Origin of the sequence: Bacillus sp. 105MF, assembly GCF_000374885.1 — a bacterium.
Taxonomy (GTDB): domain Bacteria; phylum Bacillota; class Bacilli; order Bacillales; family Bacillaceae_G; genus Bacillus_A; species Bacillus_A pseudomycoides.
In genome coordinates this window covers 68,982-93,579 of sequence record NZ_KB895570.1, presented here as the reverse complement: position 1 = coordinate 93,579, position 24,598 = coordinate 68,982, and the positions used below count along the sequence as shown (strand labels likewise).

Below are 24,598 nucleotides of genomic sequence, written 5' to 3'. Positions count from 1 at the left end.
GTATCTCTTCAAGAATAAGATTACTCTCATTCTTTTCTCGATCACCGCAATCATCATTTAAGCTACGCGCTTTACGTCGGTGACCGAGAAAAGAGCGAAAGCTCTCCTCGTTTTACGTCCGTAGACATCATTTTCAACCCATGAAAATGATTTGTATCAAGAAGTTTCCGCTTCTTGTGTGAACAAACATGTGGAGGTGACAGAGGGGGAACTGCCTCATGTTTGCTCAAACAAAGAGCGGAAGCTCTCTGCCTAGTGAAGATTCGCAGTAATCACTAGAAAGTGTAATGTGCTCAAATAACGATACATTATTATTCTTATTACTTATTACTTTGGTTTTGAAATGTGCCGGGAACGTGATGGTCATTCAATCAAATGAACCACCCCATTTCATTTTCAAATGTGGAAATCATAAACATGGCATCTAGTATTATATTTATTATCAACCCAGGGGACGACTCCTGAGCTGAATGATAAATACAATAATATATAGGAGTGCTCTTAACTCCTCGCCCCGCTAGCTACCTACGCAAACAAAGTGCATGGTGATCTATGGAAGCATCACTATACGGTAGCCCGAGTGCGTTCTGTTCTGGTAGAACGCTTAGTCACCAGAAGGGATTGTGTTCCCCTTCTAGTACTAAGATTACCGTTGATTTGCTTATCGAAAGGTACCCAATATGGTATCCCAAAAGTGCCATTTTATATCATCCCTAACGCATCTGCAAAGTTAATTACAGCAGACTTTTTCTTCCTATAAAACGTTCTTCGTTTTATTCCAAGCACTGTGTAAATATAATCATCATTTAGTACCTTTGTATTCATATATTTCATTTCTAGTATTCTACTTTCATCCTCATCGAGCGCTTCTTCTAGTACCCTCTTTACTTGAATATAACGAATATACTTTTTATCTTGATCGTTTTGTTTTGGCTTTAATTCAGGGAATAATAATTCTGCTCCGAATGCTGTTCTTTCTTGTTGATTTTGAAAACGCACCTTAAGAACACGATATTTCTGTAATTCCTCGATAACCAGTGTTCTAATGTCTTCTTCAGTGATTAAATTTTGTTGTCCCAAGTTAGAATCCCCCTATTGTAATTTTGTTATTTTCACTTCCTGTAAGGTATGTGAAATTTTAATACCTATCTTCTGAATAAGGGAACGATGACTAGTAAGCAGCCCCACCATCTACTCATCATCGTTCCGTTATCCATTAAACCGCTAATTCACCAACATATCGTAAATAATCAACTGGTGCTCGTTCTGTCTGGTCCACTAAGTATCCATAAATATCGAAGTCTGCTCTTGGTATAGACTTCTTCCCATTCGGTTGATGAGACATCCTTACATAAGATTGAATCACTGATGCCGGTACAAGAAACACTGTATGATCCTTACTGAATTCTATAAGGAAGAAACACACCGCTCCCATCTTCTCAGCTTTCTCCAGGTAATCTAACTGGTGCTGCGCAATGTTACTTAAATCGAATCGCGTGAGACTCTGTGTTGACTTCGCTTCAAATGCAACAGCTCGTCCTTTATACACGCCGTCATAATCCACTGTGCTTTTAGATTCATAGAATCCATTTAGTACTCGCCCGCCCGCGCTTTTTAACACCTTCACAGGAGTCGGACGCTTGTTTATAAGCGCCACTCCTTCCCTTTGGTACATTTCATTCGATAGATTAATAAGCATCTCAAATGCCATTCCTCGGTTTCCTAAGCCCATTGTTATTCCTCGCTTTCTATTAAAAGGATTATTTTGTTGAGTTTTTCATTACATACAATTAAAAGTTCTTCATGATATAATATTTTTAACTTACATAAATTTACTATTATATAAAAGGAGGTAACGATTATGAATAAATGGATTATCACTATCATATATTGCTCTCTTTTAACAACATTTTGTTATTTATCCATAAAAACTGTACTTTTATCTGCTACGACTCCTACTTCATTTCCAAATCCTCAATTTTTTGTTGGGATATGTGGATTAACATTTGGCATTTGGATATTCGGATTTGGAATGCGAAAATATATTTCGTTTGCTACCAAAGATGAAAAAGAACGTCGAAAACTTAAAACCATGTTTTCTATCATTTCAGTTTTATCTTGCTATGCTGCAACTATGTTATTTTTCATTTAACTTACAACTTATACATATACTAATTCGATTCACTTGAATAAAACTCAATATTCCGTCAATACTGCAGATACAATAATCTTTCTCCAACCCCCTTGGAGTAGAGCAGTTAGCTTTTGCTAGCTGCTCTTTTATTGGAAACATTTACTTGATGTTATTAATTTAATATTGCGTTATTATAATAATTGTTCAAATAAAGCGAACTGTTATACCCATTACCCTAGGAGACTAGGGTCTTGATTTATACAAAATGAAATTTTTATTAAGTTCTCTAAAATTCGTGAATACTTCTTTAAATATCGTGCATATTATGGATAGGCTACCAGCCAGAATTCTATTCCCGTGAAATTGCGCTAAATTTTTTCTCCTTATGAGGTAATTGAAACAATAGAGCAGTTGGTTTATTAAGCCAGCTGCTTTTTTGTATAAATTTTCAATGTAAGTACATACTACCTTTGTAGGGCTTAATTAATTGTCATTTGAGAGGCTCTCTGCTTTATCCCACTTCTGTTTAGGAGAATAGCTTTAAAAGCTGTTCTCCTAAACAGAAGTGGGACAAAGTTTTTGTTCTCAAATGAAGTTTTTATCATGTTCCTTTCATTCATGAATAACATTTCCACACCGGTTTATACTATAGCTGTAATTTAAAGTTACAACTCATCACTTGCTAAGCGTGAGCTTCTTTCTAACAAAGCAGTTAGCCAATCGAGCTAGCTGTTTTGTTGTATAAAATAGCGTTTTTGTTGATTTTTTACACATTTAAATGTGACAAGCATATGTTGTTGTATGGAGATCCCTACTCACAGAGAAACCTACCTTTCTAAGAGCACACATATGAATGTGCTCTTTTTTTATTTGCCACTAAAGTAACGTTTTTGTTCAAAATAATAACACTTAATCATTTGGATGCATTTACCAGTATTATTCCCAAAAAGTTCATGTTACGGTTAATTAGTCGAGTACGTCATTACTTGACAATGACCCTTAGAAGCCCCGTAGATAAACGGGGGTTCTTTTATTTAAATAACTATTTTGTTCAAATTTTAGATAGATGTTAATATTCTTAATAAAGGAGGTCTACTGATGAAAAATTTATGGCTAAAGATTTCTTTAATTATTTTCATAGCACTTTTCCTTTTAATAATTTTATATTTTGTTGGTATGTCACTTTTTTGGAATCAGCCATAAATTAAGCACAGCAATTAGCTTTTGCTAGTTGTTCTTTTTCTGTAAGATAACGCTTTTATATGAAACCCATACACATTTTTGACACATCTACTACCACTCTATCCTGAAAATTCGTGATAATATTAATTTGTTGAATATGCCGAATTTCGACATTGCACGACAACAATATCTCCCTTAGTGAATCCCTGTCCCCCAGGGGTTTTTCCTTTTTTATTACTTTTTTTTCACTAAATTTTCATTCTGAATAAAATTCAAATTTGATACTACTTTGCTCCCGTGCTACCAAATCCACCAACGCCTCTTTTACTATCCGACAGCTCGTCCACTTCAACAAAATAAGCTGTTTCCACTGGCGCTATAACCTTTACACTCAATATTCTTCCTGTCCTTTCACATCTGATGATTTCTTTTTTTCATTATGCATTCTCGTGTGTTCGGAGGAGCTCATTACTTCTAAGTTTGAAATACTATTATTTTGCCTATTGTGATCCTTGTACTGAACAATCTTCCCCGTCCCTTTACACCTCTCACATAATCCATATTTAAATTTAAAATATGAATCCCTACACTTCTTCCACACTGTTGACTTATAAAACTTCTTTGCGTATTCCTTTGCCATTTCCTAGTCCTCATTCTTTCTACTCACCAATACGATAACCAAAGTACATTACTAGCAAAGTAACAAACGTACCTAAGAAATATCCAATGAGACCTTCAAGTAAAAACATCTCATCACTTCCTTCCGGTTTACTTGGCATTTTTATTAAACAACTTTAACAAAAACATTGTAGTGAAACTACTAATCATACATGCAATGAACAAATGGAATATACTCATCATTCATCCTCCTCCAAAATAAAAAATGTCACATTAATAATGTGACATTTAAAATAGTTCCCCTCTAACTTCTATGCAAAATCGGCTCTGGTTTGCTAATACCTACTAGGTTATATAACTTTCCAACAACTTCTCCTACATATTCAAAATCTTTAGTTTTAATCTCAATTTCACCTGAATCACCAATAAAAGTTGCAGACATTGCAATCCCGGAATTTGTTTTCTTCTCATTGTCTAACAACTCTCTTATTGATTCACGTCCGTCAACTCTATCTTCCATTTCAAAAGGAATTCTAACTTTATTTCTGTTATTAAAATAATCTTTTTCGACATTAGACTGTCTTTTATTATTAGAATTTAAACTATTTATTAAATCAGTAAAATTATTCTCTAATGAGCTCATACGATCCAATATGTATCTTGACGGATCACTGGCATCAACATTCTTCATGATAGTATTACTTTCTACTACTCTATAAATAGGATTATCTGGTTCTTCCTCACCCATGGCTTCCATAATCATCCCTTTAAAATTTTCACTTAATTCTATTACCCCAGCCATATCATTAGTATAGAAAATAGTACGTTCCTCCGTGATATCAAATGGTAGCCTTGTACCCTTTTGACAAATTTGAATGACTGGTTTTCTTGCAGCATGTCTGATGGCAAGTTCATACATTACATTTGGATTTAAATTTGTAAGATTCGCTATAGCCAGATCACATTCTAAAACACTCGTAATGACTTGTCTATTTATCGAACCAGGACTCGGCATCCTATGAGCTACATTAATATTCTTTTCCTCAAATCCCATATTAACTAAGGCCGGAACAATTACAGCATCTATTACCCCTTCAGCCGCTCTTCTTATATCAGATTGATCATCACCAATTGGTGTGATAATAAATCAGGTTTTATCTTTATTTTGATTATCCATTACTTATCCTCCATATTGTTTTAACACAATTTTATCATTCACTTCCAAATTAAAACAATGAAAACCATAAATAATAAAACAAAAAGCAACCGTGCACCAGTTGCCCTTTCGTCAAAATCTTATATTATTACTATAAATACGGTAAATGAAGTTTTATTCTTCTTCCAATCACTTAATGTTACTATGTTCATCTACACCAACATTATTAAGTAACTGGAAGAAGAGCAAAAGCCCCTCTCCTTTTACACAACTTAAATTGCAATTGAATGAGAAATCAAGAAACTACCGTCCATCCAATCTGCAACCATTGCCACCGGTCATGGCAATCCATTTTCGAGTATATCAGGAACCCGTGATTAATGTTTTCCACCACTACTCACAATACAAATATAACACGACTATTCCAAAACAACCGGCACATTTACTGCCAAAAAGCGGTCACGACTCTGCCATCATTTTTTTACCAAACCCGTATCAAAATGTCTTATTATTAATGTGGATTTAAGTAATTGAAACAGCTTTAATATATCAATCTTAGTTATAGAATCATAATCATGGAAGCCATGCGCTATTGAATTACGATTAAGTTCTTGGCACAATTTAACAGGAACCCTAACAAATGTTCTTTGTAACATCCGAATTATCGAAAGGACAAAAACTTTAGTAAATTGCTCTTCCTCTATCTCACTATATTGTTCAGGCTGAATTGCAGCTTTAACACTATATATTTTTGGTTTTTTTCTAACAGATACCAAATCAGCATTTACGTTACCATCACCCCAAGTTGCAAGAACATGTTCAAATGCAGCAAATAATGGCATAGCACATAATTTATAGTATCCCCCTTTAAAAGCTTCATAAGTTTCCTTTATTAAAGTTGCATGTAGTTCATACATAGGAGCATTTATAATTTGTTCTATGTACGCATCAAGATTTCTACTTACATATTCTGATACAAGTTCGTGAGTTATCTCACTCCCTTCAAATGCATCAAGAATTTCAAAGTCTAGACACCAATAATTTTCTTCATGTTTTTTCAATATCCCATCAATTTCTTTTATTCGTTCTGCGGTTTCTTCACCTATTAAATCCCAATCAATATTATCACACATCTCAATTATTGATTGGATTTGCTTATGCCACGCCATTGCTATATCAATTGTTTGTCTATTTTGTTCATGCCATACCATCGCAACATCAATTGTTTGTTTTGTTCATGCCATGCCATCGCAACATCAATTGCTTGTTTGTTTTGTTCATGCCATGCCATCGCAACATCAATTGCTTGTTTGTTTTGTTCATGCCATGCCATCGCAACATCAATTGTTTGTTTGTTTTGTTCATACCATGCCATCGTAACATCAATTATGTGTTTGTTCTGTTCACTCTTTTTCTCCTCAATCCTCTTCTTCAGATATCTTGGTTTCTTCCCCATTAGTAACACACCCCTTCTCACCTAATATTTTATCATTAAAATATTAGAGATAGAATATCTCCTACGACTTACCCATATCTTATATTGTGTGTAACTGACCCGATTGCGAGATCCCTTGCTATCATTGAATTCATAATACTTTCTCTTTTGAGTTACACAGTACAAAAATTATGAGTAACTGTATAAATTAAAAAAGAAAAAACAATGATTAGATTTTAAACCTAGTCATTGCTTTATCCATTGCATCTTGGTTTACACCTATATAACGTAGTGTTACTTTCTCAGACGAATGATTGAATATCTCCATAAGTAATGCTATGTTCTTCGTTTGCATGTACATGTGATATCCATAGGTCTTTCTTAATGTATGTGTGCCTATCTCATCTAATCCAAACTCTGCTGCTGCTCCACTTAATATCTTATATGCCATGCTACGACCAATAGGGCGATTCTTCCCTTGTCTACTTTGCAATAAATACTCGCCATCATCTCTTTCTTCATTAAACCATTTAAGTTCTCTTTTTAATGATGCTGTGATTTGAATACGCTTTTGCTTTCCTGTTTTCTTTTCACGCATAGATATATGACTTCCTTTTACATCTACTACCTTCAACTTTAGAATGTCACTAATTCTTAATCCTGTATTAATTCCCATAATAAACAAAATGTAATTACGGTCACTCTTTTCCTTAAAGTACTCCTTTAGATTTTGGATTTGCTCTGGATCACGTATTGGCTGAACAAAGTTCATTATTCGTCACCTCCAGATTGTTCTGTCTCATAAACTTCTAATCTAAGAGCAAAAGCAAGATTATAAAACGCCTTAGACTTCCAACGTCGATATGTACGCTCACTCATACCAATTTCGTTATAAACCATATAGTCACACATATCATCTTCTTCTAAATAACGCTTCTTAATAATATCTCTTTGGTTTTGCCCTGCACGACTATTTCCGAAGCGAATTAATGCTTGGTCAATGCGGAAAGACATGTTCTCTAACCATTTTTCTCGTTTGCTTTGTTGAACATTTGCTAATGCAACATCTTCTAGAGGATTGCCAACTACATTTGTAGGACCATGATATCTTACTTCATAAGAAGGGGTGACTTTCATTTCTTGGCGAATCATTCCAAACTGTCTATAAATACGTACTTCCTCAAGAATCTCTTCTAGTTTCTCTTGTGTTGCTGTTCTATCGATTTTTGGTAAGAAAGATAATTGTTTAGTCATGTAAGACCACTCCTTTTATTTATTAATTATTTTTGTCTTAATGCGCCACGTCTACGTTCATAACGTGGTCCACGAATCCCCATTAAATCCTCAATGTCACGTGTGCTTAATTTTTCTTTTCTTTTTTTCTTCTTTTTCTTTTTTGTTTGATCCGATTGCTCTTTCCATTCACGTAATTGATCTTTTAATGCTTTCATTCCCCACATCCCCTTTCAAAAATAAAGAGGACACCATTTCTTAAAACAGCTTTATTGCTGCTCTAAAAATTGGTGTCCTCTAGTTTTCTAGCCGGACTATATTCATTTGCTTTTCACTTTAAAATACCAACCTGTACAAAAATGTTTCTCCATGCATTTTCAACTCTATATTTTTCAAAAGCTTTCGCACGTCGAGCAATAGCTTTTCTGGTTTTCTTTTTCTTTAATTTAGCCATTTCTCTAAACCTCACTTTCTATTAAAAGGATTATTTTGTTGAAATCACTTCATTCAATGCACCATGTTTCGCATTAACTGTTTTAATCCATAAATCAACACGATCTTTATTTTTATCTATTCTTCTTTTTGCTTTTTCGATAGCAAACCATTTTTTGAAACCATTAGTGATTCCAAATCCAGTAGTCAATTCAGATACAACATACATGCACAAATCTTCATCGAAATGAGTCATTAAATGTATTCCATCGTGTTTCCCTAAATACTCACCTTCTGCTCTTTGTATAGATTGTGCAAACCCTAAGTTAACTGGTACCCAAAATGGTAATACATTTCCTACTTTCAATTCATTAATCATTTCCTCATCCCCCCTCGAATAAATCTCAATATTCTGCATATAATGTATATAGGCGATAGCCATAACCCATTTAAATGAGCCTCCAGCAATCTGAGTTCCCATCCCGAGAGAGCAGTTAGCTTTAGCTAGCTGTTCTTTTGGTTGTTTGAATAAAATTCAAAACCTCGATCATACTATACTTACATCCAGATTCTCATCTGTGATGTTAGGCTTTTCCCCTTTCCCCAAGGGCTGAGCAGTTAGCATTTGCTAGCTGCTCTTTTTGAGTTTGTCCGAATAAAATTCTAAATTCTGTCCAATACTATAAATGGGCTGATACAGCTTGAATTCACAGTGACCTTTGTAATTTTCTTTCTCCCTTTCCCCGAGGGCTGAGCAGTTAGCTTTTGCTAGCTGCTCTTTTAGTATTCTGTAGAAGCGATGATACAAGGTTCAGTAATATTCTCGTGTTTAAATTCCTAATCCCATTGGACGATTTTTAATCATATACTTATCAGCTTGGTCTATAACAAGAAGCGCAACTTCCGATTGATGCCTTCTTAATGCCTTAGCCATTTCTGGCAAACTCATATTTTGTTTCCACATATCCCGAAAGCGTATAATGTCTCGCTCATCCCAAATGAAGTTAGCTTCTTCTAAAGCGATGTATATTTTCAAACGTAATTCCTTCATCGCTTCATGATTTCTTGATACGCTCATAAGCGAACCTACCTTCTAAAAATGATTATTTTATCTTTTCAGTAAACTTAGTATCCACACGATCAACTTTCCCATTTTGCCAAACAGCAACTTGCTCACCGTATCCACTAGCTGGTGGCTCTACAGCAATTACACGTCCATCCTTTACAACGTAGATTTTATTATTTGTTACATCAATCTCAGCTTTCACAAGTACATCTCTCTTTTCCTAATTCATATACTCAATAACATTCGGTTTAAATCCACTTCCTAGATAAATCCTTACTGGAATAGCTTCTTTACGATTTCTTGCTGCTTTACATAACTCTTCAGCAGCTTCCCAGTTAAATAATTTGTCTCGTGCTCTCTGGAAACGCCATATTCCCATTGTGTAATTCTCAAAGATTTCATATCGATCATCAGCATTTGTTGTGCGAGGAAGCTCATCTGTACTTTTTGCATTCTTAGGTATCTGGACACGCACATCTGTATATGTAACTCTTCCAGACCCTTTTTTCACATTAGCTTTTGAGATATCAAATTGAATAATTTCTGGTTCTACATCGAAAATATTTAACTGTTTAGCCATTTGCATCCCAGCTCCTTATTAAACTATTAATACTTGATTTATTTGCCAAGCCATCCTTTTTCCTCACCGTTCAACATGATGAGTTTCATTAAATCATTTGCGCCTTGTCTACTTAAAAATATTCTTCCTTTCAACAATTCCACGTTATCTTCAGATACTTCACCAGTTACAAAGCAAGACTTCTCTTGCTTTCTCAAAACAACATTTTCCCCATCGACATGAAACTCTAATGCCGATCCTGTATCGATACCTAAGATTCTGCGTAACTCAACAGGAATTACCACACGCCCTAGTTCGTCCACTTTTCTTACAACACCTGGATTTTTCATTATTAGTCCCCCTTATTAACTAGCTTTTTTGTTTCTATCCGATTCAATTTTTTGGACCATCGATTCAAAACGTACTAACCATGCTTCCCAGCGCTTTTGGTTTACTTCTTGCTGCTGTATTGCCACTTCACAATTACAACCATTTGTTTCAATTACACCTGGATAAGTTTCTTTACGAATAATTCCCATACCGTTGCATAATGCACACATTTTAATTCCTCCTTATTAGAATCCTAAATTTGCAAGCCTTTGATCTGCTGTAGTGAATTTCAATACTCTTGAATACCCTAATAAACGACTACCTGTTTTAGCATCATATTTATTAAAAAGCTGTTTTCCGGTAAAGTTAGTTGTCGTAAATGTACTCATTCCTTGTCTAGCGTTTGATACCGCGTATAGGAGCCGTTGTATAAAATCTGAAGCCTGTTTATTCGAATTTGTTGAGCCACTTTCTGCCCCTAAATCATCTAAAACTACAAAATCTGCTTTAGAAATTAATTGAACAAAATATTGAAGTGTGTACTTACTGCTCTTATCATCAAATGAATCCATAATCATTCTCGTGATTGCTTCTAACTCAATGTATAAGCAGCTTTTCATTAAATGGTAATTTTCTTCTTCTTGACTAATTTTCCAAAAATGCTGATTTAATTCGTAAAGCATGCTGTATGCTAAGAAGCTTTTTGCTGTACCTTGATTTCCTGTGAATACTACCTTTTGGATCTTTCCGTTCTTTAACTCTTCTAAAGTTTCTTCTATAGCCTGCTTATGACTTTTTGTTTCTGCACATCCAACTCTATAATCCGATAACCTTGAAAGTGGAATTTTCTTATTTGTAATAACACTTGCTTTTTCTAACATATTGAATTTCTGTAAACGATCAACTTTTTTATAATGAGCATTCGCTTGCTCTTCTAAAATCTTGTCGTTTTGTTCAACTACACATCTCGGGCAAACAACTTGTCCTTTATATTCGATCATCTGGACAGGCTTAATAATTTTTTGACCACTTATTTCATAAGAGTGTTTCATGCATTGATCAGAATGGTAATTCACCTTCAATTCCAGGGATTGAGCTACCTTTTGCATTGGTGTTGCGATCATCTCTCTTCACTCCTTTTTTACCTTTGTTTTTAAACTCAGCTTCCGAAGCATGTACATCTGCTAATGTACGAATATTTTTATTAACCCACTGTTTTAAAATACCCTCAGCGTAGTTCCATTTTTTCTGTTGTTTCAATGCCCGTTCCATGGCTGCTTGTACAAGTTCTTCGCTTGTATCGTTTGCCCATTGGGTAATACTATCGGCTACGAATGGATTTAAAACCCCAAAATTATTTTCATAGAATGAGAAGATATTACTACTACTTTGTAATTTAGTATTTTGTTTATTAGTACTTAGTTCTTTAGTATTTAGTAGTGTTTGATTTTCTATATGTGGATTTTCTACATGTGTGTTTTCTGTTTGTGGGACTTCATAAATGACCGTTTCCCATTTAAGAATTTTTCCCTTTTCATCTTTTATAGGAAATCTTTTTACATAACCATACTTTTTAAGTTCCTTCATCCCTGAGTACAAGCTACTAATTTTATCTTTCGCATGAGTCGCTATTTCTTCCATGTAAAACACCCAATCATCAGGCAATGATAAAATGTAAGCTAATATTCCTTTTGCCTTCCAACTCAAACGTTCATCTCGAAGACCTGTATTATTAATGGTCGTATAATTTTTGTTTTTATTAACCCGAAATGTTGCCATTCGTTTACCTCCTTACACAAACTGCCACATATGCTTGTTCACTTCCAATGATTTCTTGAATCTCGTAATGTGGATAACCAACACTGAAATATCGCTCAATCATCTGATTTAACTCTTCTTTGCTATTTGTTCGCTCCCAAAATTTCCGAGGTAACAGTACTTGATAAGGAACTAGATTTATCTGCATGTACTACTTACTCACTTTCCGTGATATACTAAATTAAAGTGTTTTTTCTAAGATACCCATTGCCGTGGGTTTCTTTTTTATGCATTTTGCACATATTCAATGATGTTCGCCACTTTTTCGAATAAGAGCGTTTAAGCACACGAACCGATTCTCAATGAGACGTCGCTACTTTTTATTTGGTAATTTGTAATGAGCCAGTAGTTTAAGATAGTCAGCTACTTTTACGTTGTTGTAGTTGATAGTTAGATTCATTGGTTATTACCTCTTCCATTGAGATAATGAAAGTTTGGTTCTAAGAACTCGCGCATTTCTTTCGCCTTGAACATCCAACGCCCACTGCTTTTATTATTCGAAATTTCTTTCATTTCATTTTGGAACCTTGGATTAAATAAAATGTTTTCCGCTATCCAGTCATACTTACGATTTGTTTCTAGCTTTAAGCGTTCCATGTTCCGATCCCTATTCCTTCTAAAATACTTTGAACCTTTTGTTCCGCTAGATTCCGAACATATTCTTCGTCAATAGCAACATTTACAACTGCTGTTCCGTTCATTAGGTATCCTCCCTTAAACCATCGGTCTCCAACCGTTAATAAAGTTCAGTGCTTCATTGAAATCTTTCTTCAAGATGTCACGATAACTGTTTACATTGAATGCATCTTTCAAATTACGTCCTAGCAATCCGAATAACTTACGAGTAGAATCATGTACGTCTCTATCTACATGTCCGTTTTCCCATAAGAAATAGATCCGTTTAGCTTTTACTTTTTCAATTACTCGTTGTTGCCCATAATCAACAGTAAGTTGCTTTTCAACTACCTGTTCCAATGAAGAAACTCTTTTATTCAAGTTACTAGTTCCTGCCGCTAACAACTCTATTTGATCGAATGTATCCCCAGGAATTTTCATCTTTTTTTCAATATGTTCTTTCATCCTTTTAAATTCTCGCAGAAATTCTACTTTTATTTTCATAGCTTCTGGAGTCACATATGACATCGCAACAATTACGAACGCATCTTCTGTTAAAAGATATTTTTTATACCACTGTTTATTTTGAGGATGTTGCTATTGGGTCTGCCCAAAGTTGAGCATCCCCCATTTTATTTCATTAGCTTCCGCTAGCTTTTCTAATTGAACCTCGATATCACGAATTACATTTTTATGCTCTTTTCCAAACATTTCAGCAACAGTTAAACTATCCGTTACAGCCTCTCCATTATTGTCAAAAACTAATTTATTATTTTGTATTTCGTCATTTACTACCGCTAAATTTCCCATTATGAAACCTCCTTGTTACCATTATTTTTTTCAGCCCAACAGGAAACTAAAAAGAACTTAAAGTTCGATTTGTTACTAAAAAAAATATCATCAATGTTCATATCAAAGAATTTTGCAATTTTCTTAGCTGTTTCCATTGATGGATTCCTTTCTTTTCGATCAATCATTCGGATATATCTTTCAGTAACTCCACAATAGATTGCAATTTCTTTATATAAGTTTACTTGTGAGAAGCTTATTTTATTTTTCATGTAATCACCCCCAAAAAAGAACTATATGTTCTAAATACAGAATGTAGAACTTTTTGTTCTATGTCGATACAAAAAAGAACATTTTGTGCTAAACTTTAAAAAAAGTGAACAATTAGTTCAATTAGAGAGGTGAACAATATGATAGGTCTTAGAATAAAATCTTTGAGAAAAAAAGAAAATTTAACACAAAAACAACTAGCTGAAAAGATCGGAGTCTCCCAAAGAATGATAGGCTATTATGAATCCGAAGAAAGATTTCCTCCACATGATGTGCTAACTAAATTAGCTGATTGCTTTTCAATCTCCACCGACTATTTATTAGGTAGAGCTGTTACGGATCAACCAAAAGAGCAATTAACACAAAAAGATGAGAAAGATATAGCAAAAAGAATGGAAGAAATAAAAAGAGACCTTCAAGGTGAAGACGGCTTAATGTTCTCTGGTGAACCTATGAGTGAGGAAGCTGTTGAATCATTATTAGATGCAATGGAGTACATCGTGAAACAAACAAAAATAATCAATAAAAAATACGTTCCTAAGAAATATCGTAATAACGACAATAACTGATGCGAGATTAGGAGGGAAAACATTGAAATTCGTCATAAGAGATCTAGTCACACAACTTTGCACAAAATATAACACGAAAAATCCCTTTGAGCTTGCTGATTGTTTAAATATCATTGTATTTTTTCATGATTTACATGAAGAGATTAATGGTTTTTACAAATGTGAAGAAGGAAATAAGTTTATCGCTATTAATAATAATTTATCAGAAACTATGCAAAGGACAGTTTGTGCTCACGAATTGGGACATGCTGTCCTTCACGAAGAAGTAAATACTCTATTCTTACGAAAAAATACTTTTTTATCTGTTGATAGATTAGAAATAGAAGCAAATACCTTTGCTGCATTTTTATTAATAGACAAAAATACCATTATTCCAGGTGATACAAAAAAATGTATAGCATATAAAAATAACATTCCTATAGAACTCTTAAAGTTTTATAAAATTTATTAAAAGAGGAAGTTGTTTTGATTATTGATTTAGCGATTGAAAGAGAAAAAAGACAGAAACAAAAAGAAAATTAACTTGTAAAATTGCCTATCGTTACGCGAGTTTACGAAGAAGATGGAGAAATTAAATACGAAATAGAAGGATATATAGACACACCTGTTTCTTGGTTAAAAGAAAAATAAAGGAGGGAAAATCATGGCGTCTTTCCAAAAATACCAAACAAAAGATGGAGCTAAATGGCTCTACAAAATTTACACCACTATTGATCCGAAAACAGGAAAGAAAAAACAAACAACAAAACGTGGTTTTAAAACAAAGAAAGAAGCTCAACTTCATGCTGCGAAGGCTGAAACAGAATTAAGTAACGGGACTTTTATAGAAGATAAAAATGTGATGATTTCTACATTTTTGAATGATTGGCTTATAACCTACAAAAAAGGAAAGGTTAGAAATCATACATACAATCTTCACAAAACAGCAATAAACAAACATATCGTTCCGTTTTTCGGATCGTATAAGGTATTCGATATTACACCTTCACTCTGTCAAAAATTCGTGAATCACCTCTTAGAAGAAGGGTATAGTGAAAATAGTGTTAAGAATTACACTGCACCTTTAAAAGGAGCTTTGCTCAAAGCTGTTGATTTGCAGCTTATTCAACAAACACCTTTCCGCGGAATTGTCATTGCTAAAAGTGATACTGAAGACAAAAAAATCAAGCATTTAGAAGGACAAGAAGTGAATACATTTGTTCAAAAATTAAAAGAAACAGAACCTCATTATTTCTCGTTGTTCTTTACACTACTTCACACAGGAATACGCAAAGGTGAGGCACTGGCTTTACGATGGGATGATATTGATTTAGAAGAAGGAACAATAAGTATCCGTCACACCTTCACTTATGATTATAAAAACCTAGATAATCTATTCGCTAAACCCAAAACAAAAGCATCTTACCGCACGATAATCTTAGCAGATTTTTTAATCCAAATCTTAAAGAATCATAAACTTGAACAGAATAAATGTAAACTGAAATTAGGAGGGTTATACCCTGATCTTTCATTAGTATTCGCACGTGAAAATGGACTTCCTTATCCAAAGTCTACTTTACAAAGAGCTATGACTCGCATTTTAAAAAAAGCTAATGTAACAAATATCACGATTCATGGTTTACGTCATACACATGCCGTTCTTTTGTTAGACGCCGGATATTCAATGAAAGAAGTGCAAGAAAGATTAGGACATGATTCAATTCAAATTACTTCTGACATATATGCCCACATTTCAAAAGAGATGAACAAAAAGAGTCTTAATAAATACGAAGCGTTTGCGAAACGTAACCTACTTTAAAAAGGTCATGGTATGGTCATGAAATAAATATGGTCAAAATATGGTCATAAGCTAAAAACACTTGATACTTCTCCCTTTATCCACGCATACAAAAAACCCTCAACACATTATGTATCAAGGGTTTGAGACTCTTAGTAAAGAGACATATATTGATCGCGTTCCCATTGGTGAACTTGCGTGCGGAACATATCCCACTCAATTTCTTTCGCTTCGATGAAGTGCTCAAGTAAATGTTCACCTAATGCACCACATACAATTTCGTTAGATTGTAGTGTAACTAACGCTTGTGCTAATGTTGCTGGTAAGTCAACGATACCTGCTTCTTCACGTTCTTCTTTAGTCATTACATAGATGTTACGATCCACTGCAGCTGGCGGAGTTAATTTATTTTTAATTCCGTCAAGACCTGCTGCTAATAATGTTGCCATTACTAAATATGGGTTTGCAGCTGGGTCAACACTACGTACTTCTACACGTGTACTGATACCGCGAGATGCTGGAATACGCACTAATGGACTACGGTTTTGTGCAGACCATGCTACGTAACAAGGCGCTTCATATCCAGGTACTAAACGTTTGTAAGAGTTTACAGTTGGGTTAGCTACCGCTGTAAATGCCGGGGCATGTTTTAAAATACCTGCGATAAAGTGACGCGCATCATCACTTAATTGTAATTCACCATTTTGATCGTAGAATACGTTTTCTCCATTTTTGAATAGAGATAAGTTACAGTGCATACCAGAACCGTTCACTCCGAATAATGGTTTCGGCATAAATGTTGCGTGTAAACCGTGTTTACGAGCGATTGTTTTTACAACAAGTTTGAATGTTTGAATGTCATCACATGAACGAAGTGCATTCGCATATTTAAAATCAATTTCGTGCTGTCCTGGTGCAACTTCATGGTGAGATGCTTCAATTTCAAAACCCATTTCTTCAAGTTCAAGAACGATATCACGACGACAGTTTTCCCCTAGATCCATCGGCGCAAGGTCGAAGTATCCACCGTTATCGTTTAGTTCTAATGTTGGATTTCCTTTTTCATCAACTTTGAATAAGAAGAACTCCGGTTCCGGTCCAAGGTTGAATTCTGTAAATCCTAGTGCTTCCATTTCTTTTAACATACGTTTTAAATTGTTACGTGGGTCACCTTCAAATGGAGTGCCATCAGCATTGTAGATATCGCAGATTAAACGAGCTACTTTACCTTTTTCAGCAGTCCAAGGGAATACTACCCAAGTATCTAAGTCTGGATATAAGTACATGTCAGACTCTTCAATACGAACAAATCCTTCAATTGAAGATCCATCAAACATCATTTTGTTATCTAGAGCTTTCGTTAACTGACTAACTGGAATCTCTACGTTTTTAATAATCCCTAAAAGATCCGTAAATTGTAGACGGATATATTTTACATTCTCTTCTTTCGCTAAACGAAAAATATCTTCTTTTGTGTACTTTGCCATTATATATTCCTCCTTAGTCCCTCTAAACACCTTCAGAATCAGTAATCTTTAGTGAAAAAACCTTGAAATATCACCTTGCCGTAATGAAGTTCGATTGAACCTACCTGTATGTTGCAATTCATCTCGAAGAATTTTACGAAGCTCGGATTTTGAAATTTCTTTCGTTTCTTCTTTTACTTTCACTGCTTCTGTTTGATTTTCTTTCATTTGTAACACTTGTTTAATACCAGCCATATTTAAGCCTTGATCTAACAAATCTTTAATTTCTAACAACTTATCTACATCATTAAATGAAAACAATCTACGATTTCCCTTTGTACGGGTTGGGAAAATTAAATTGTGCTCTTCATAGTAACGAATTTGACGAGCAGATAATTGTGTTAAATCCATTACAATACCAATAGGAAACAGCGGGGCAGAACGTCTATCTTCTTTCATTGTTTCAGTTCCTCCTTCGCCTTAACTGTTTCTCATTTTATATCATGTTATGTTTGATGTCAACAGATGTTAGCTTTTCTGACATGATTTTTTTATGAATTTTTTTCATTCTTTTTTAAAATGGCATAAATACCTTTTTCTATACAAAAAAGCTGCCGAAATCGACAGCTTTCCCTTACGAAATTGTTAATAGATTTTTTTCAATTAACGCATCGATCGCAGAACAAATCGCAATCTTCACGTGAGAATAAGTTAATCCACCTTGCACATAGGCAACATACGGAGGACGAATTGGACCATCTGCTGATAGCTCAATACTTGCACCTTGAATAAACGTACCTGCAGCCATAATGACATCATCTTCATAACCTGGCATATAGCTTGGATACGGTGTAAAGTGAGAATTAATTGGAGATGCGTATTGAATTGCTTGGCAAAATGCAATCATACGCTCTTTGTCATCAAATTGAACAGACTGAATTAAATCTGTTCTTGCAGCATTCCAAGTTGGTGATGTATTCATTCCTAACTTTTCTAAAAATGCAGCTGTAAAGACCGCCCCTTTTAACGCTTGACCAGCAACATGAGGAGCTAAGAAGAAACCTTGATACATTTCTTGTAAGCTATATAAAGATGCCCCTGCTTCTGCTCCAATACCTGGAGATGTTAAACGATATGCACAAGCTTCTACATATTGTTCTTTCCCAACAATGTAGCCACCTGTTTTTACAATTCCACCACCCGGGTTTTTAATTAGAGACCCTGCCATTAAATCTGCCCCGACATGGCACGGTTCTAACTCTTCAACAAATTCTCCGTAGCAGTTATCTACAAATACAACAACATCTGATTTAATCTCTTTTACAAAAGAAATCATCTCTTTAATTTCTGCAATTGTAAATGACGGACGAGTCGCATACCCTTTTGAACGCTGAATACCAATCATTTTCGTATTTTCCTGAATAGCTGCTTCTACAACTTTAAAGTCAACGCGTCCTTCCGCCGTTAACGGTACAGCATTATAACCAATGTTATATTCTTTAAAAGAACCAACACCTTTCCCGCGCACACCAACAATCTCTTCTAACGTGTCATATGGCTTCCCTGTTATATATAATAATTCGTCACCAGGGCGCAAAATACCAAATAAAGCTGTTGAAATCGCATGTGTACCTGAAATAATTTGCGGACGAACAAGCCCTGCTTCTGCTCCAAATACATCAGCATACACCTTTTCTAATGTGTCACGACCAATGTCATCATAGCCATAACCTGTTGTTGGAATAAAGTGTGAATCACTAATTTTATGTTTACGAAAACTTTCTAATACACGGAATTGATTACTTTCAATTATTGTATCAATACGTTTATGTACACCGGTAATTTGTTCTTCTACTTCTTTTACAATAGGAGCGATTCTTTCTCCATTTTTCAAACGATCAAACATTTTTATTCTCTTCTCCTTTTTCCACTAAAAATCTCTTTAACTGTCCATTCAGCGGTGAATGAGCAAAGATATAACCTGTACACTCATACAAGAATCCATCTTCTTTAAATTCCATCCCAGTTAATACCGTTTCTGTTTTTAAAAGCGTTAGTAATCTACCTTCACCCGGAGGAATCATGACCTTATACGATTCCATCTCTTCCATCATCTTCGTTTCTACCGATTCTTTCAAGCTTAATAAATCTGTTTCTTCAAAAGCACTTGTCATAAGAAAATCATTTTTTGGAAACGGAATAAAATTCTGATGTAATCTATCCTTCTTATTGTAAACCGTAATAATTGGAATGTGGTCAATTTCAAGGTCTTGTAGTAATTTTTTCACCGTCTGTTCATGACCTACATAATTTGGATCTGCAGAATCAACGACATGTAAAATCACATCCGCTTCCCTCGCTTCTTCCAGTGTAGAGCGAAACGCAGCAACCAATGATGTTGGTAAATCTTGAATAAACCCCACCGTATCAGTTAATAGCACCGTATACCCACACGGCAATTGCATTTTTCTTGTTGTTGGATCTAACGTCGCAAACAGCAAATTCTCTTCAAATGTATCTGCTTCTGTTAATCTGTTAAATAACGTCGATTTCCCAGCATTTGTATACCCAATTAACGAAACTTGAAATACTTGATTATCCTTTCGGCGCTCACGATATCTTTTCCGGTGCTCCACAACAATCGCTAACTGCTTCTTAATCTCATCAATACGAGAGCGAATGTGACGACGATCTGTTTCTAGCTTCGTTTCACCAGGACCTCTCGTACCAATCCCGCCTCCAAGACGCGATAGCGCTAGCCCTTGCCCCATAAGACGTGGCATCGTGTATTGTAGCTGAGCTAATTCCACTTGAAGCTTACCTTCTCTTGATTTCGCACGCTGAGCAAAAATATCCAATATTAGTTGCGTTCGATCGATTACTCTCGCATCTAACATAGCTGATAAATTACGAATTTGGCTCGGTGTTAATTCATTATTAAATATAATAACAGCTGGTTCTAATTCTTCCGTCAGCGCTGCAAGTTCTTCTAATTTCCCCTTACCTATGTAAGTAGCAGGGTGAAATTTCGGACGTTTTTGCGTTGTAGATACCAAAACTTCTGCACGTGCCGTCTTCGCTAGCGATGCGAGTTCTTTCATGGAATGCATAAACCGTTCATCATCATCTTGCGGCAATTGACAGCCAACTAATATGACTTTTTCTTTTTCTTCCATCAAATATGTTCACTCACCCTTTTCGAAAATTAAACCTTCTAATATAATAGCAGAGGAAGCACATTTCATCTAGTTAGCGAGGGAGAAAATTCATGGCATGGGAGATTTTTAGCATCATCGGTACAATTGCCTTCGCACTCAGCGGAGCTATTGTCGCAATGGAAGAAGATTACGATATTTTCGGGGTATATATTTTAGGGATGGCAACTGCCTTTGGAGGAGGTGCCCTTCGTAATTTATTAATCGGTTATCCAATCGGCGCTTTTTGGCAACAAGACATGTTATTTCAAATTGCACTTTTATCAATGACGATTATCTTTCTATTTCCAAATAAATTAATTAAACATTGGAAAAGATGGGAGAACATCACAGATGCTATCGGCTTATCAGCATTCGCTGTACAAGGAGCACTTTATGCACAAAAGCTCAACTTACCTATTAGCGCTACAATTGTTGCAGCTGTTTTAACAGGGATTGGCGGTGGTATCATTCGTGATTTATTAGCACGCCGCAAACCTCTCGTCCTTCGCGCAGAAGTATATGCATTTTGGACGATTTTAGCAGGATTTTTAATCGGTGCCAAGATTATTGTCAGTGACTGGGCTCTATACACCTTATTTATTTTTATTGTTTGCTTCCGCATGATTTCCATTCATTACAAATGGCATTTACCGCACAGACGCTTAGAGAATAAAGAGCGTTCCTTGCATAAATAGTAAATTCACCTCTTTACATGACGTAAAGAGGTTTTTCTTTTCCAACGTTTTTTTCTGTTCAGAGTGTCCATACTAAACTTTAAAGCGAGGTGAACATAATGACAAACCACGTAAACAAAGGCGCTCAAAAAAGCTCAGTCAACCAAATTAGCTTCGACCCAAAATCCGCCCATGAAAAAAGCAAAAAGATGGAGCGATATCATAGGGCATATCAACAAAAAGCTAAAGAAGAATAGAGGTGATAAAGAATGGCAAAAGGAAACAACAACCGCAATCGCGGACAAAGTAGTAGCGTTAATCCACAAGGACTTGCATCAGATGTAGCTGATACAAGTCCAAAAAGCAAATTAGAACAACGAGCAAAAACAAAAAATACAAAATAGAATACGATGCATTACGTTTCTCTTCCATAATAAAGTAAACGCACAGTTTATGAACTGTGCGTCTCTTCTTCAAGCGTTAAATCACTACTTGATATCCCAATTAAATCATACTTATCGTATGCATCCTCTTGCAATAAGCGCATTGCCTGTGTACGAATGGATTTCTCAACAATATTCCGGACATAGCGTCCATTACTAAATGATGTAATTTGTGATGAATATTTCACCGCATGTAAATGATCACGGAATTTCCATTCCGCCTCTTTTGATAATTGATATTCTCGTTCATCATACATTCTCTTCCCAATTTCAAGCAACTGATTCACTGTATAATCCGCAAACTCAATAATAAATGGAAAACGCGATTGCAAACCTGGATTTAAAGAAAGGAAATGATTCATCTCTCTTGAATATCCCGCTAAAATCAAAACAAATCCATGTTGCTTATCTTCCATATGTTTGACAAGCGTATCGATCGCTTCTTTTCCAAAATCTTTCTCTCCACCACGCGCTAGCGAATATGCTTCATCAATGAACAATATTCCACCCATGGCTTTTTTTATTAAATCTCTTGTTTTTTGTGCTGTATGCCCGATATATTCTCCCACAAGATCCGCGCGTTCCGCTTCGACTAAATGCCCTTTTGATAAAATGTTCATCTCAAATAATAATTTCCCAATCATTCTTGCAACAGTTGTTTTCCCCGTTCCTGGATTTCCTTTAAATAACATATGAAGCACTTGCTTTTCTGACTTTAAGCCAATTTCTTGCCTTTTCTTATTTACATAAATCCATGCATAAATTTCTTTTATGATTTTTTTTATATCTTCCATTCCAACAAGTTTACCCATTTCTTCTTCAATCCGCTGCAGCATCTCATGCTTCGTAGACGTTTCACTTGAAATTACCGATTTCTTTTCTGGAGCAGGTACTGAAATTTTTTTTCGGTGATTTAACACAATATTAATTTGATTATTATTTTTCTTTCGCATTGATTGTTCCATACAATCACCTCTTTTTATCGACTCACCAAAAAATATCATTAATTTTTCCACTTCCCATACAAATAACTGTTTTCAGAAAAATTTGTTATAATATAAGAAAAAACAGGGTGGTGGGAATATGGAAACAAAGGAAATTCATGATACGGTACAAGCTTTTTCTTCCTTTTTATTAAATAAAGGAAGAAAACCTTCAACCATTAAACGTTACGTCTATGATATTGAAGATTTTGGGCATTGGTTAGAAAAAAATAAAAAACTTTCCTCTAGTAATATATGGGCTACACTTTGTACAAAAGACTATGAAGATTATTTTTCCGACTTAAAAAAGAAACGGCATTATTCTGAAAAAACAATGCACCGTGTTTTTATTGTCTTAAATAGACTATATCAGTTTTTAAACCTCCCAAACCCATTAAAGGACATGAAACTCGTCATCCAACCTAATCGCGCGTTACGTGATGAAGATTTCATTTCAAAAGAGGACGAAAAACGCTTAAAACATACTCTGACTTCATTAGAAGGATTATCAGAGAAACAACGCCCTGTCCGTCCATTACTAATGGATCGTAATATTTCTATTGTAAATTTACTCATTGACTACGGCTTATCCCTACAAGAACTTGTATCATTAAATATGCATCACGTTCATTTTGAAACGAATACAATTTCCATTCCAGCAGTAGCAGGTGTTGAAAGAACCATTAATTTAACTCACGACGACAAACAACAACTATATAACTATTATAAAAAAATCCCTGAACCAGTTCGTCCCAAATACCATAGTGATGACCCGCTATTTGTGGCATTCGATTTCAACCGTAACACATATCGGTGGGTGTACGAAAATGATGCTCCAAAAGCACTAACAGAAATAGCCGTCCAAAAAATGATTCGTCTTGAGGTGGCACGGGCAAATTTACGGAAAGGCATTTCCGGCCAACACTTTCGAAATACATTTATTTTACGGTTAATTAAACAGCACATCCCAGAGCAAGAAATCATGAAACGCGTTGGTTTCAAATCAAAAATTTCATTAAAAAGGTATTATCAATATGCAAAACAAAAAGAAAACGCCTTATAAATGGGCGTTTTTACTATTTTTCACATAAACTGCCCGTTTCCCTATTCCTTTTTATCTTTAACTTGCATCTACTATGATAGGTTTTTCACCATCTCAATTAGAAAGGAGCATTTTAATGTCTTATTTTAATGATAACCAAAAAAAGATTTCAAAACCGTATTTTCCAACACAACCTCATCGTATTCCGACAGTCCATTATACCCCTATTCCTAAATTATACGCGAATCTTTTTTCCGATACTTTAAGTGACCTAACTAATATTATTCCAGCTGTATTTTCCAATCCGACAGAATCTAACACAAAAGAACTTATAACCTTATTAGAAATAATAAAGGGGTTCCTGGAACGTTTAAACTTAACGCTTACACAGCGAGAAGCTGGCATTGCAATTGTCGAAAATTTAATTACTATTTTGGATAATCAACCTTTTGTAGCAAATGCAACATATATTGAATTACAAAACCTACTCAACTTTTCACTGTATATCACTAAATTATTTAGAATCAATCATCTTGTGTTCCAAAAAATCATCATGCAAATAGAAAATTTACAAATTACTTTACTACAAATTGCGTCAATTGAAATGACTGGACCTCAAGGCGAACAAGGATCTCAAGGTGAACAAGGGTTTCAGGGCGAACAGGGGCCTCAGGGCGAGCAGGGACCTCAGGGCGAACCAGGGCCTCAAGGCGAACAAGGACCTCAAGGCGAACAAGGACCTCAAGGCGAACAAGGACCTCAAGGCGAGCAAGGTATTCAAGGCGAACAAGGACTTCACGGCGAGCAAGG

At 35.2% G+C, this 24,598-nt stretch carries 33 protein-coding genes and 3 pseudogenes; 8 read left to right on the top strand and 28 right to left on the bottom strand.

Features of this window, described 5'->3' with window-relative positions; all coding sequences use genetic code 11:
• Window positions 1-702: 702 nt before the first annotated feature.
• Window positions 703-1,080, bottom strand: coding sequence for a hypothetical protein (locus tag C564_RS0110235; protein ID WP_018765263.1), 378 nt, complete (start codon window positions 1,078-1,080; stop codon window positions 703-705).
• A 148-nt stretch (window positions 1,081-1,228) separates the two neighbouring features.
• A pseudogene (locus tag C564_RS0110230) lies at window positions 1,229-1,732 on the bottom strand (Holliday junction resolvase RecU); the annotation flags it as partial.
• Window positions 1,733-1,861: 129 nt separating this feature from the next.
• Here C564_RS0110230 and C564_RS0110225 point away from each other — a divergent pair.
• Complete coding sequence (locus C564_RS0110225) at window positions 1,862-2,152, top strand: hypothetical protein (protein ID WP_018765261.1); 291 nt, start codon at window positions 1,862-1,864, stop codon at window positions 2,150-2,152.
• Between the two features lie 1,448 nt (window positions 2,153-3,600).
• Here the strand turns inward: C564_RS0110225 and C564_RS36135 are convergent.
• From C564_RS36135 to C564_RS0110100, 21 genes and pseudogenes are all read right to left on the bottom strand, one after another.
• Window positions 3,601-3,702: pseudogene (locus C564_RS36135) on the bottom strand (dUTP diphosphatase); the annotation flags it as partial.
• Between the two features lie 5 nt (window positions 3,703-3,707).
• Entirely contained in the window at window positions 3,708-3,956 is a 249-nt protein-coding gene (locus tag C564_RS0110210) for an HNH endonuclease (RefSeq protein WP_018765258.1), read from the bottom strand.
• 282 nt (window positions 3,957-4,238) lie between these two features.
• Window positions 4,239-4,949 carry a hypothetical protein gene (locus C564_RS33395; RefSeq protein WP_231382314.1) on the bottom strand — a complete coding sequence of 237 codons (711 nt, stop codon included), beginning with the start codon at window positions 4,947-4,949 and terminating at the stop codon, window positions 4,239-4,241.
• 614 nt (window positions 4,950-5,563) lie between these two features.
• On the bottom strand, window positions 5,564-6,301 hold the full coding sequence (locus tag C564_RS0110190) for a hypothetical protein (RefSeq protein ID WP_018765254.1): 738 nt from the start codon (window positions 6,299-6,301) through the stop codon (window positions 5,564-5,566).
• Entirely contained in the window at window positions 6,262-6,546 is a 285-nt protein-coding gene (locus C564_RS37355) for a hypothetical protein (RefSeq protein ID WP_018765253.1), read from the bottom strand. The genes C564_RS0110190 and C564_RS37355 overlap by 40 nt, the downstream gene beginning before the upstream one ends.
• A gap of 208 nt (window positions 6,547-6,754) precedes the next feature.
• The gene (locus C564_RS0110180; protein WP_018765252.1) at window positions 6,755-7,297 is read right to left on the bottom strand and encodes a site-specific integrase; all 543 of its coding nucleotides are present in this window, start codon (window positions 7,295-7,297) and stop codon (window positions 6,755-6,757) included.
• Window positions 7,297-7,779 carry an ArpU family phage packaging/lysis transcriptional regulator gene (locus C564_RS0110175; protein WP_018765251.1) on the bottom strand — a complete coding sequence of 161 codons (483 nt, stop codon included), beginning with the start codon at window positions 7,777-7,779 and terminating at the stop codon, window positions 7,297-7,299. Before C564_RS0110175 ends, C564_RS0110180 begins: the two co-directional genes overlap by 1 nt.
• Window positions 7,780-7,805: 26 nt before the next feature.
• On the bottom strand, window positions 7,806-7,976 hold the full coding sequence (locus tag C564_RS36725; RefSeq protein ID WP_018765250.1) for a hypothetical protein: 171 nt from the start codon (window positions 7,974-7,976) through the stop codon (window positions 7,806-7,808).
• Between the two features lie 113 nt (window positions 7,977-8,089).
• Window positions 8,090-8,212, bottom strand: coding sequence for a DUF3983 domain-containing protein (locus tag C564_RS34605; protein ID WP_018765249.1), 123 nt, complete (start codon window positions 8,210-8,212; stop codon window positions 8,090-8,092).
• A gap of 30 nt (window positions 8,213-8,242) precedes the next feature.
• Window positions 8,243-8,569: a hypothetical protein gene (locus tag C564_RS0110160; protein ID WP_018765248.1), complete on the bottom strand. Its 327-nt coding sequence runs from the start codon at window positions 8,567-8,569 to the stop codon at window positions 8,243-8,245.
• 450 nt (window positions 8,570-9,019) lie between these two features.
• On the bottom strand, window positions 9,020-9,268 hold the full coding sequence (locus tag C564_RS0110155; RefSeq protein WP_018765247.1) for a hypothetical protein: 249 nt from the start codon (window positions 9,266-9,268) through the stop codon (window positions 9,020-9,022).
• Window positions 9,269-9,293: 25 nt separating this feature from the next.
• On the bottom strand, window positions 9,294-9,458 hold the full coding sequence (locus C564_RS34600) for a DUF3954 domain-containing protein (protein WP_018765246.1): 165 nt from the start codon (window positions 9,456-9,458) through the stop codon (window positions 9,294-9,296).
• Between the two features lie 18 nt (window positions 9,459-9,476).
• Window positions 9,477-9,836 (bottom strand): hypothetical protein, encoded by a 360-nt coding sequence (locus C564_RS0110145; RefSeq protein ID WP_018765245.1) that lies wholly within the window; start codon window positions 9,834-9,836, stop codon window positions 9,477-9,479.
• A gap of 38 nt (window positions 9,837-9,874) precedes the next feature.
• Window positions 9,875-10,165: an AbrB/MazE/SpoVT family DNA-binding domain-containing protein gene (locus C564_RS0110140; protein ID WP_018765244.1), complete on the bottom strand. Its 291-nt coding sequence runs from the start codon at window positions 10,163-10,165 to the stop codon at window positions 9,875-9,877.
• 15 nt (window positions 10,166-10,180) lie between these two features.
• Window positions 10,181-10,375 (bottom strand): hypothetical protein, encoded by a 195-nt coding sequence (locus C564_RS0110135; protein WP_018765243.1) that lies wholly within the window; start codon window positions 10,373-10,375, stop codon window positions 10,181-10,183.
• Between the two features lie 15 nt (window positions 10,376-10,390).
• The gene (locus tag C564_RS0110130) at window positions 10,391-11,266 is read right to left on the bottom strand and encodes an ATP-binding protein (RefSeq protein WP_051107062.1); all 876 of its coding nucleotides are present in this window, start codon (window positions 11,264-11,266) and stop codon (window positions 10,391-10,393) included.
• A complete protein-coding gene (locus C564_RS0110125; RefSeq protein ID WP_018765241.1) occupies window positions 11,205-11,924 on the bottom strand; it encodes a DnaD domain protein in 720 nt (239 codons plus the stop codon). Before C564_RS0110125 ends, C564_RS0110130 begins: the two co-directional genes overlap by 62 nt.
• Window positions 11,925-11,928: 4 nt before the next feature.
• Entirely contained in the window at window positions 11,929-12,111 is a 183-nt protein-coding gene (locus C564_RS31890; RefSeq protein ID WP_018765240.1) for a hypothetical protein, read from the bottom strand.
• 248 nt (window positions 12,112-12,359) lie between these two features.
• A complete protein-coding gene (locus tag C564_RS34105; protein WP_018765239.1) occupies window positions 12,360-12,560 on the bottom strand; it encodes a DUF771 domain-containing protein in 201 nt (66 codons plus the stop codon).
• 117 nt (window positions 12,561-12,677) lie between these two features.
• Window positions 12,678-13,388: pseudogene (locus C564_RS33385) on the bottom strand (Rha family transcriptional regulator).
• Window positions 13,388-13,639: a helix-turn-helix transcriptional regulator gene (locus C564_RS0110100; protein WP_018765235.1), complete on the bottom strand. Its 252-nt coding sequence runs from the start codon at window positions 13,637-13,639 to the stop codon at window positions 13,388-13,390. The pseudogene C564_RS33385 and the gene C564_RS0110100 overlap by 1 nt, the downstream one beginning before the upstream one ends.
• 138 nt (window positions 13,640-13,777) lie before the next feature.
• On the opposite strand from C564_RS0110100, the gene C564_RS0110095 reads away from it, so the two are divergent.
• The 3 genes from C564_RS0110095 (at window position 13,778) to C564_RS0110085 (ending at window position 16,004) form a co-directional block, all read left to right on the top strand.
• Window positions 13,778-14,206 carry a helix-turn-helix domain-containing protein gene (locus C564_RS0110095; RefSeq protein ID WP_018765234.1) on the top strand — a complete coding sequence of 143 codons (429 nt, stop codon included), beginning with the start codon at window positions 13,778-13,780 and terminating at the stop codon, window positions 14,204-14,206.
• Window positions 14,207-14,228: 22 nt separating this feature from the next.
• The gene (locus C564_RS0110090) at window positions 14,229-14,657 is read left to right on the top strand and encodes an ImmA/IrrE family metallo-endopeptidase (protein ID WP_018765233.1); all 429 of its coding nucleotides are present in this window, start codon (window positions 14,229-14,231) and stop codon (window positions 14,655-14,657) included.
• A 192-nt stretch (window positions 14,658-14,849) separates the two neighbouring features.
• Window positions 14,850-16,004 (top strand): tyrosine-type recombinase/integrase, encoded by a 1,155-nt coding sequence (locus C564_RS0110085; RefSeq protein WP_018765232.1) that lies wholly within the window; start codon window positions 14,850-14,852, stop codon window positions 16,002-16,004.
• 131 nt (window positions 16,005-16,135) lie between these two features.
• On the opposite strand, the gene glnA is transcribed toward C564_RS0110085, so the two are convergent.
• The 4 genes from glnA to hflX form a co-directional block, all read right to left on the bottom strand.
• Complete coding sequence (gene glnA / locus C564_RS0110080) at window positions 16,136-17,470, bottom strand: type I glutamate--ammonia ligase (RefSeq protein ID WP_003203448.1); 1,335 nt, start codon at window positions 17,468-17,470, stop codon at window positions 16,136-16,138.
• A 48-nt stretch (window positions 17,471-17,518) separates the two neighbouring features.
• Complete coding sequence (gene glnR / locus C564_RS0110075; protein ID WP_002014475.1) at window positions 17,519-17,908, bottom strand: transcriptional repressor GlnR; 390 nt, start codon at window positions 17,906-17,908, stop codon at window positions 17,519-17,521.
• Window positions 17,909-18,083: 175 nt separating this feature from the next.
• Window positions 18,084-19,355: a methionine gamma-lyase family protein gene (locus C564_RS0110070; RefSeq protein WP_018765231.1), complete on the bottom strand. Its 1,272-nt coding sequence runs from the start codon at window positions 19,353-19,355 to the stop codon at window positions 18,084-18,086.
• The gene (gene hflX, locus C564_RS0110065; RefSeq protein WP_003208040.1) at window positions 19,348-20,625 is read right to left on the bottom strand and encodes a GTPase HflX; all 1,278 of its coding nucleotides are present in this window, start codon (window positions 20,623-20,625) and stop codon (window positions 19,348-19,350) included. Before hflX ends, C564_RS0110070 begins: the two co-directional genes overlap by 8 nt.
• A 92-nt stretch (window positions 20,626-20,717) precedes the next feature.
• Here hflX and C564_RS0110060 point away from each other — a divergent pair, with 92 nt between their 5' ends.
• Window positions 20,718-21,341 carry a trimeric intracellular cation channel family protein gene (locus tag C564_RS0110060; protein WP_003203441.1) on the top strand — a complete coding sequence of 208 codons (624 nt, stop codon included), beginning with the start codon at window positions 20,718-20,720 and terminating at the stop codon, window positions 21,339-21,341.
• Window positions 21,342-21,589: 248 nt separating this feature from the next.
• Window positions 21,590-21,724 carry a hypothetical protein gene (locus C564_RS38030; RefSeq protein ID WP_001051869.1) on the top strand — a complete coding sequence of 45 codons (135 nt, stop codon included), beginning with the start codon at window positions 21,590-21,592 and terminating at the stop codon, window positions 21,722-21,724.
• A 47-nt stretch (window positions 21,725-21,771) separates the two neighbouring features.
• Here the strand turns inward: C564_RS38030 and spoVK are convergent, their stop codons facing one another.
• Entirely contained in the window at window positions 21,772-22,728 is a 957-nt protein-coding gene (spoVK, locus tag C564_RS0110045) for a stage V sporulation protein K (protein WP_018765230.1), read from the bottom strand.
• 118 nt (window positions 22,729-22,846) lie between these two features.
• On the opposite strand from spoVK, the gene C564_RS0110040 reads away from it, so the two are divergent.
• Window positions 22,847-23,809 carry a tyrosine-type recombinase/integrase gene (locus C564_RS0110040; protein ID WP_018765229.1) on the top strand — a complete coding sequence of 321 codons (963 nt, stop codon included), beginning with the start codon at window positions 22,847-22,849 and terminating at the stop codon, window positions 23,807-23,809.
• A gap of 115 nt (window positions 23,810-23,924) precedes the next feature.
• Window positions 23,925-24,598, top strand: a 674-nt coding sequence (locus C564_RS0110035; RefSeq protein WP_018765228.1) for a collagen-like repeat preface domain-containing protein, incomplete at its 3' end; no start/stop codon positions are given.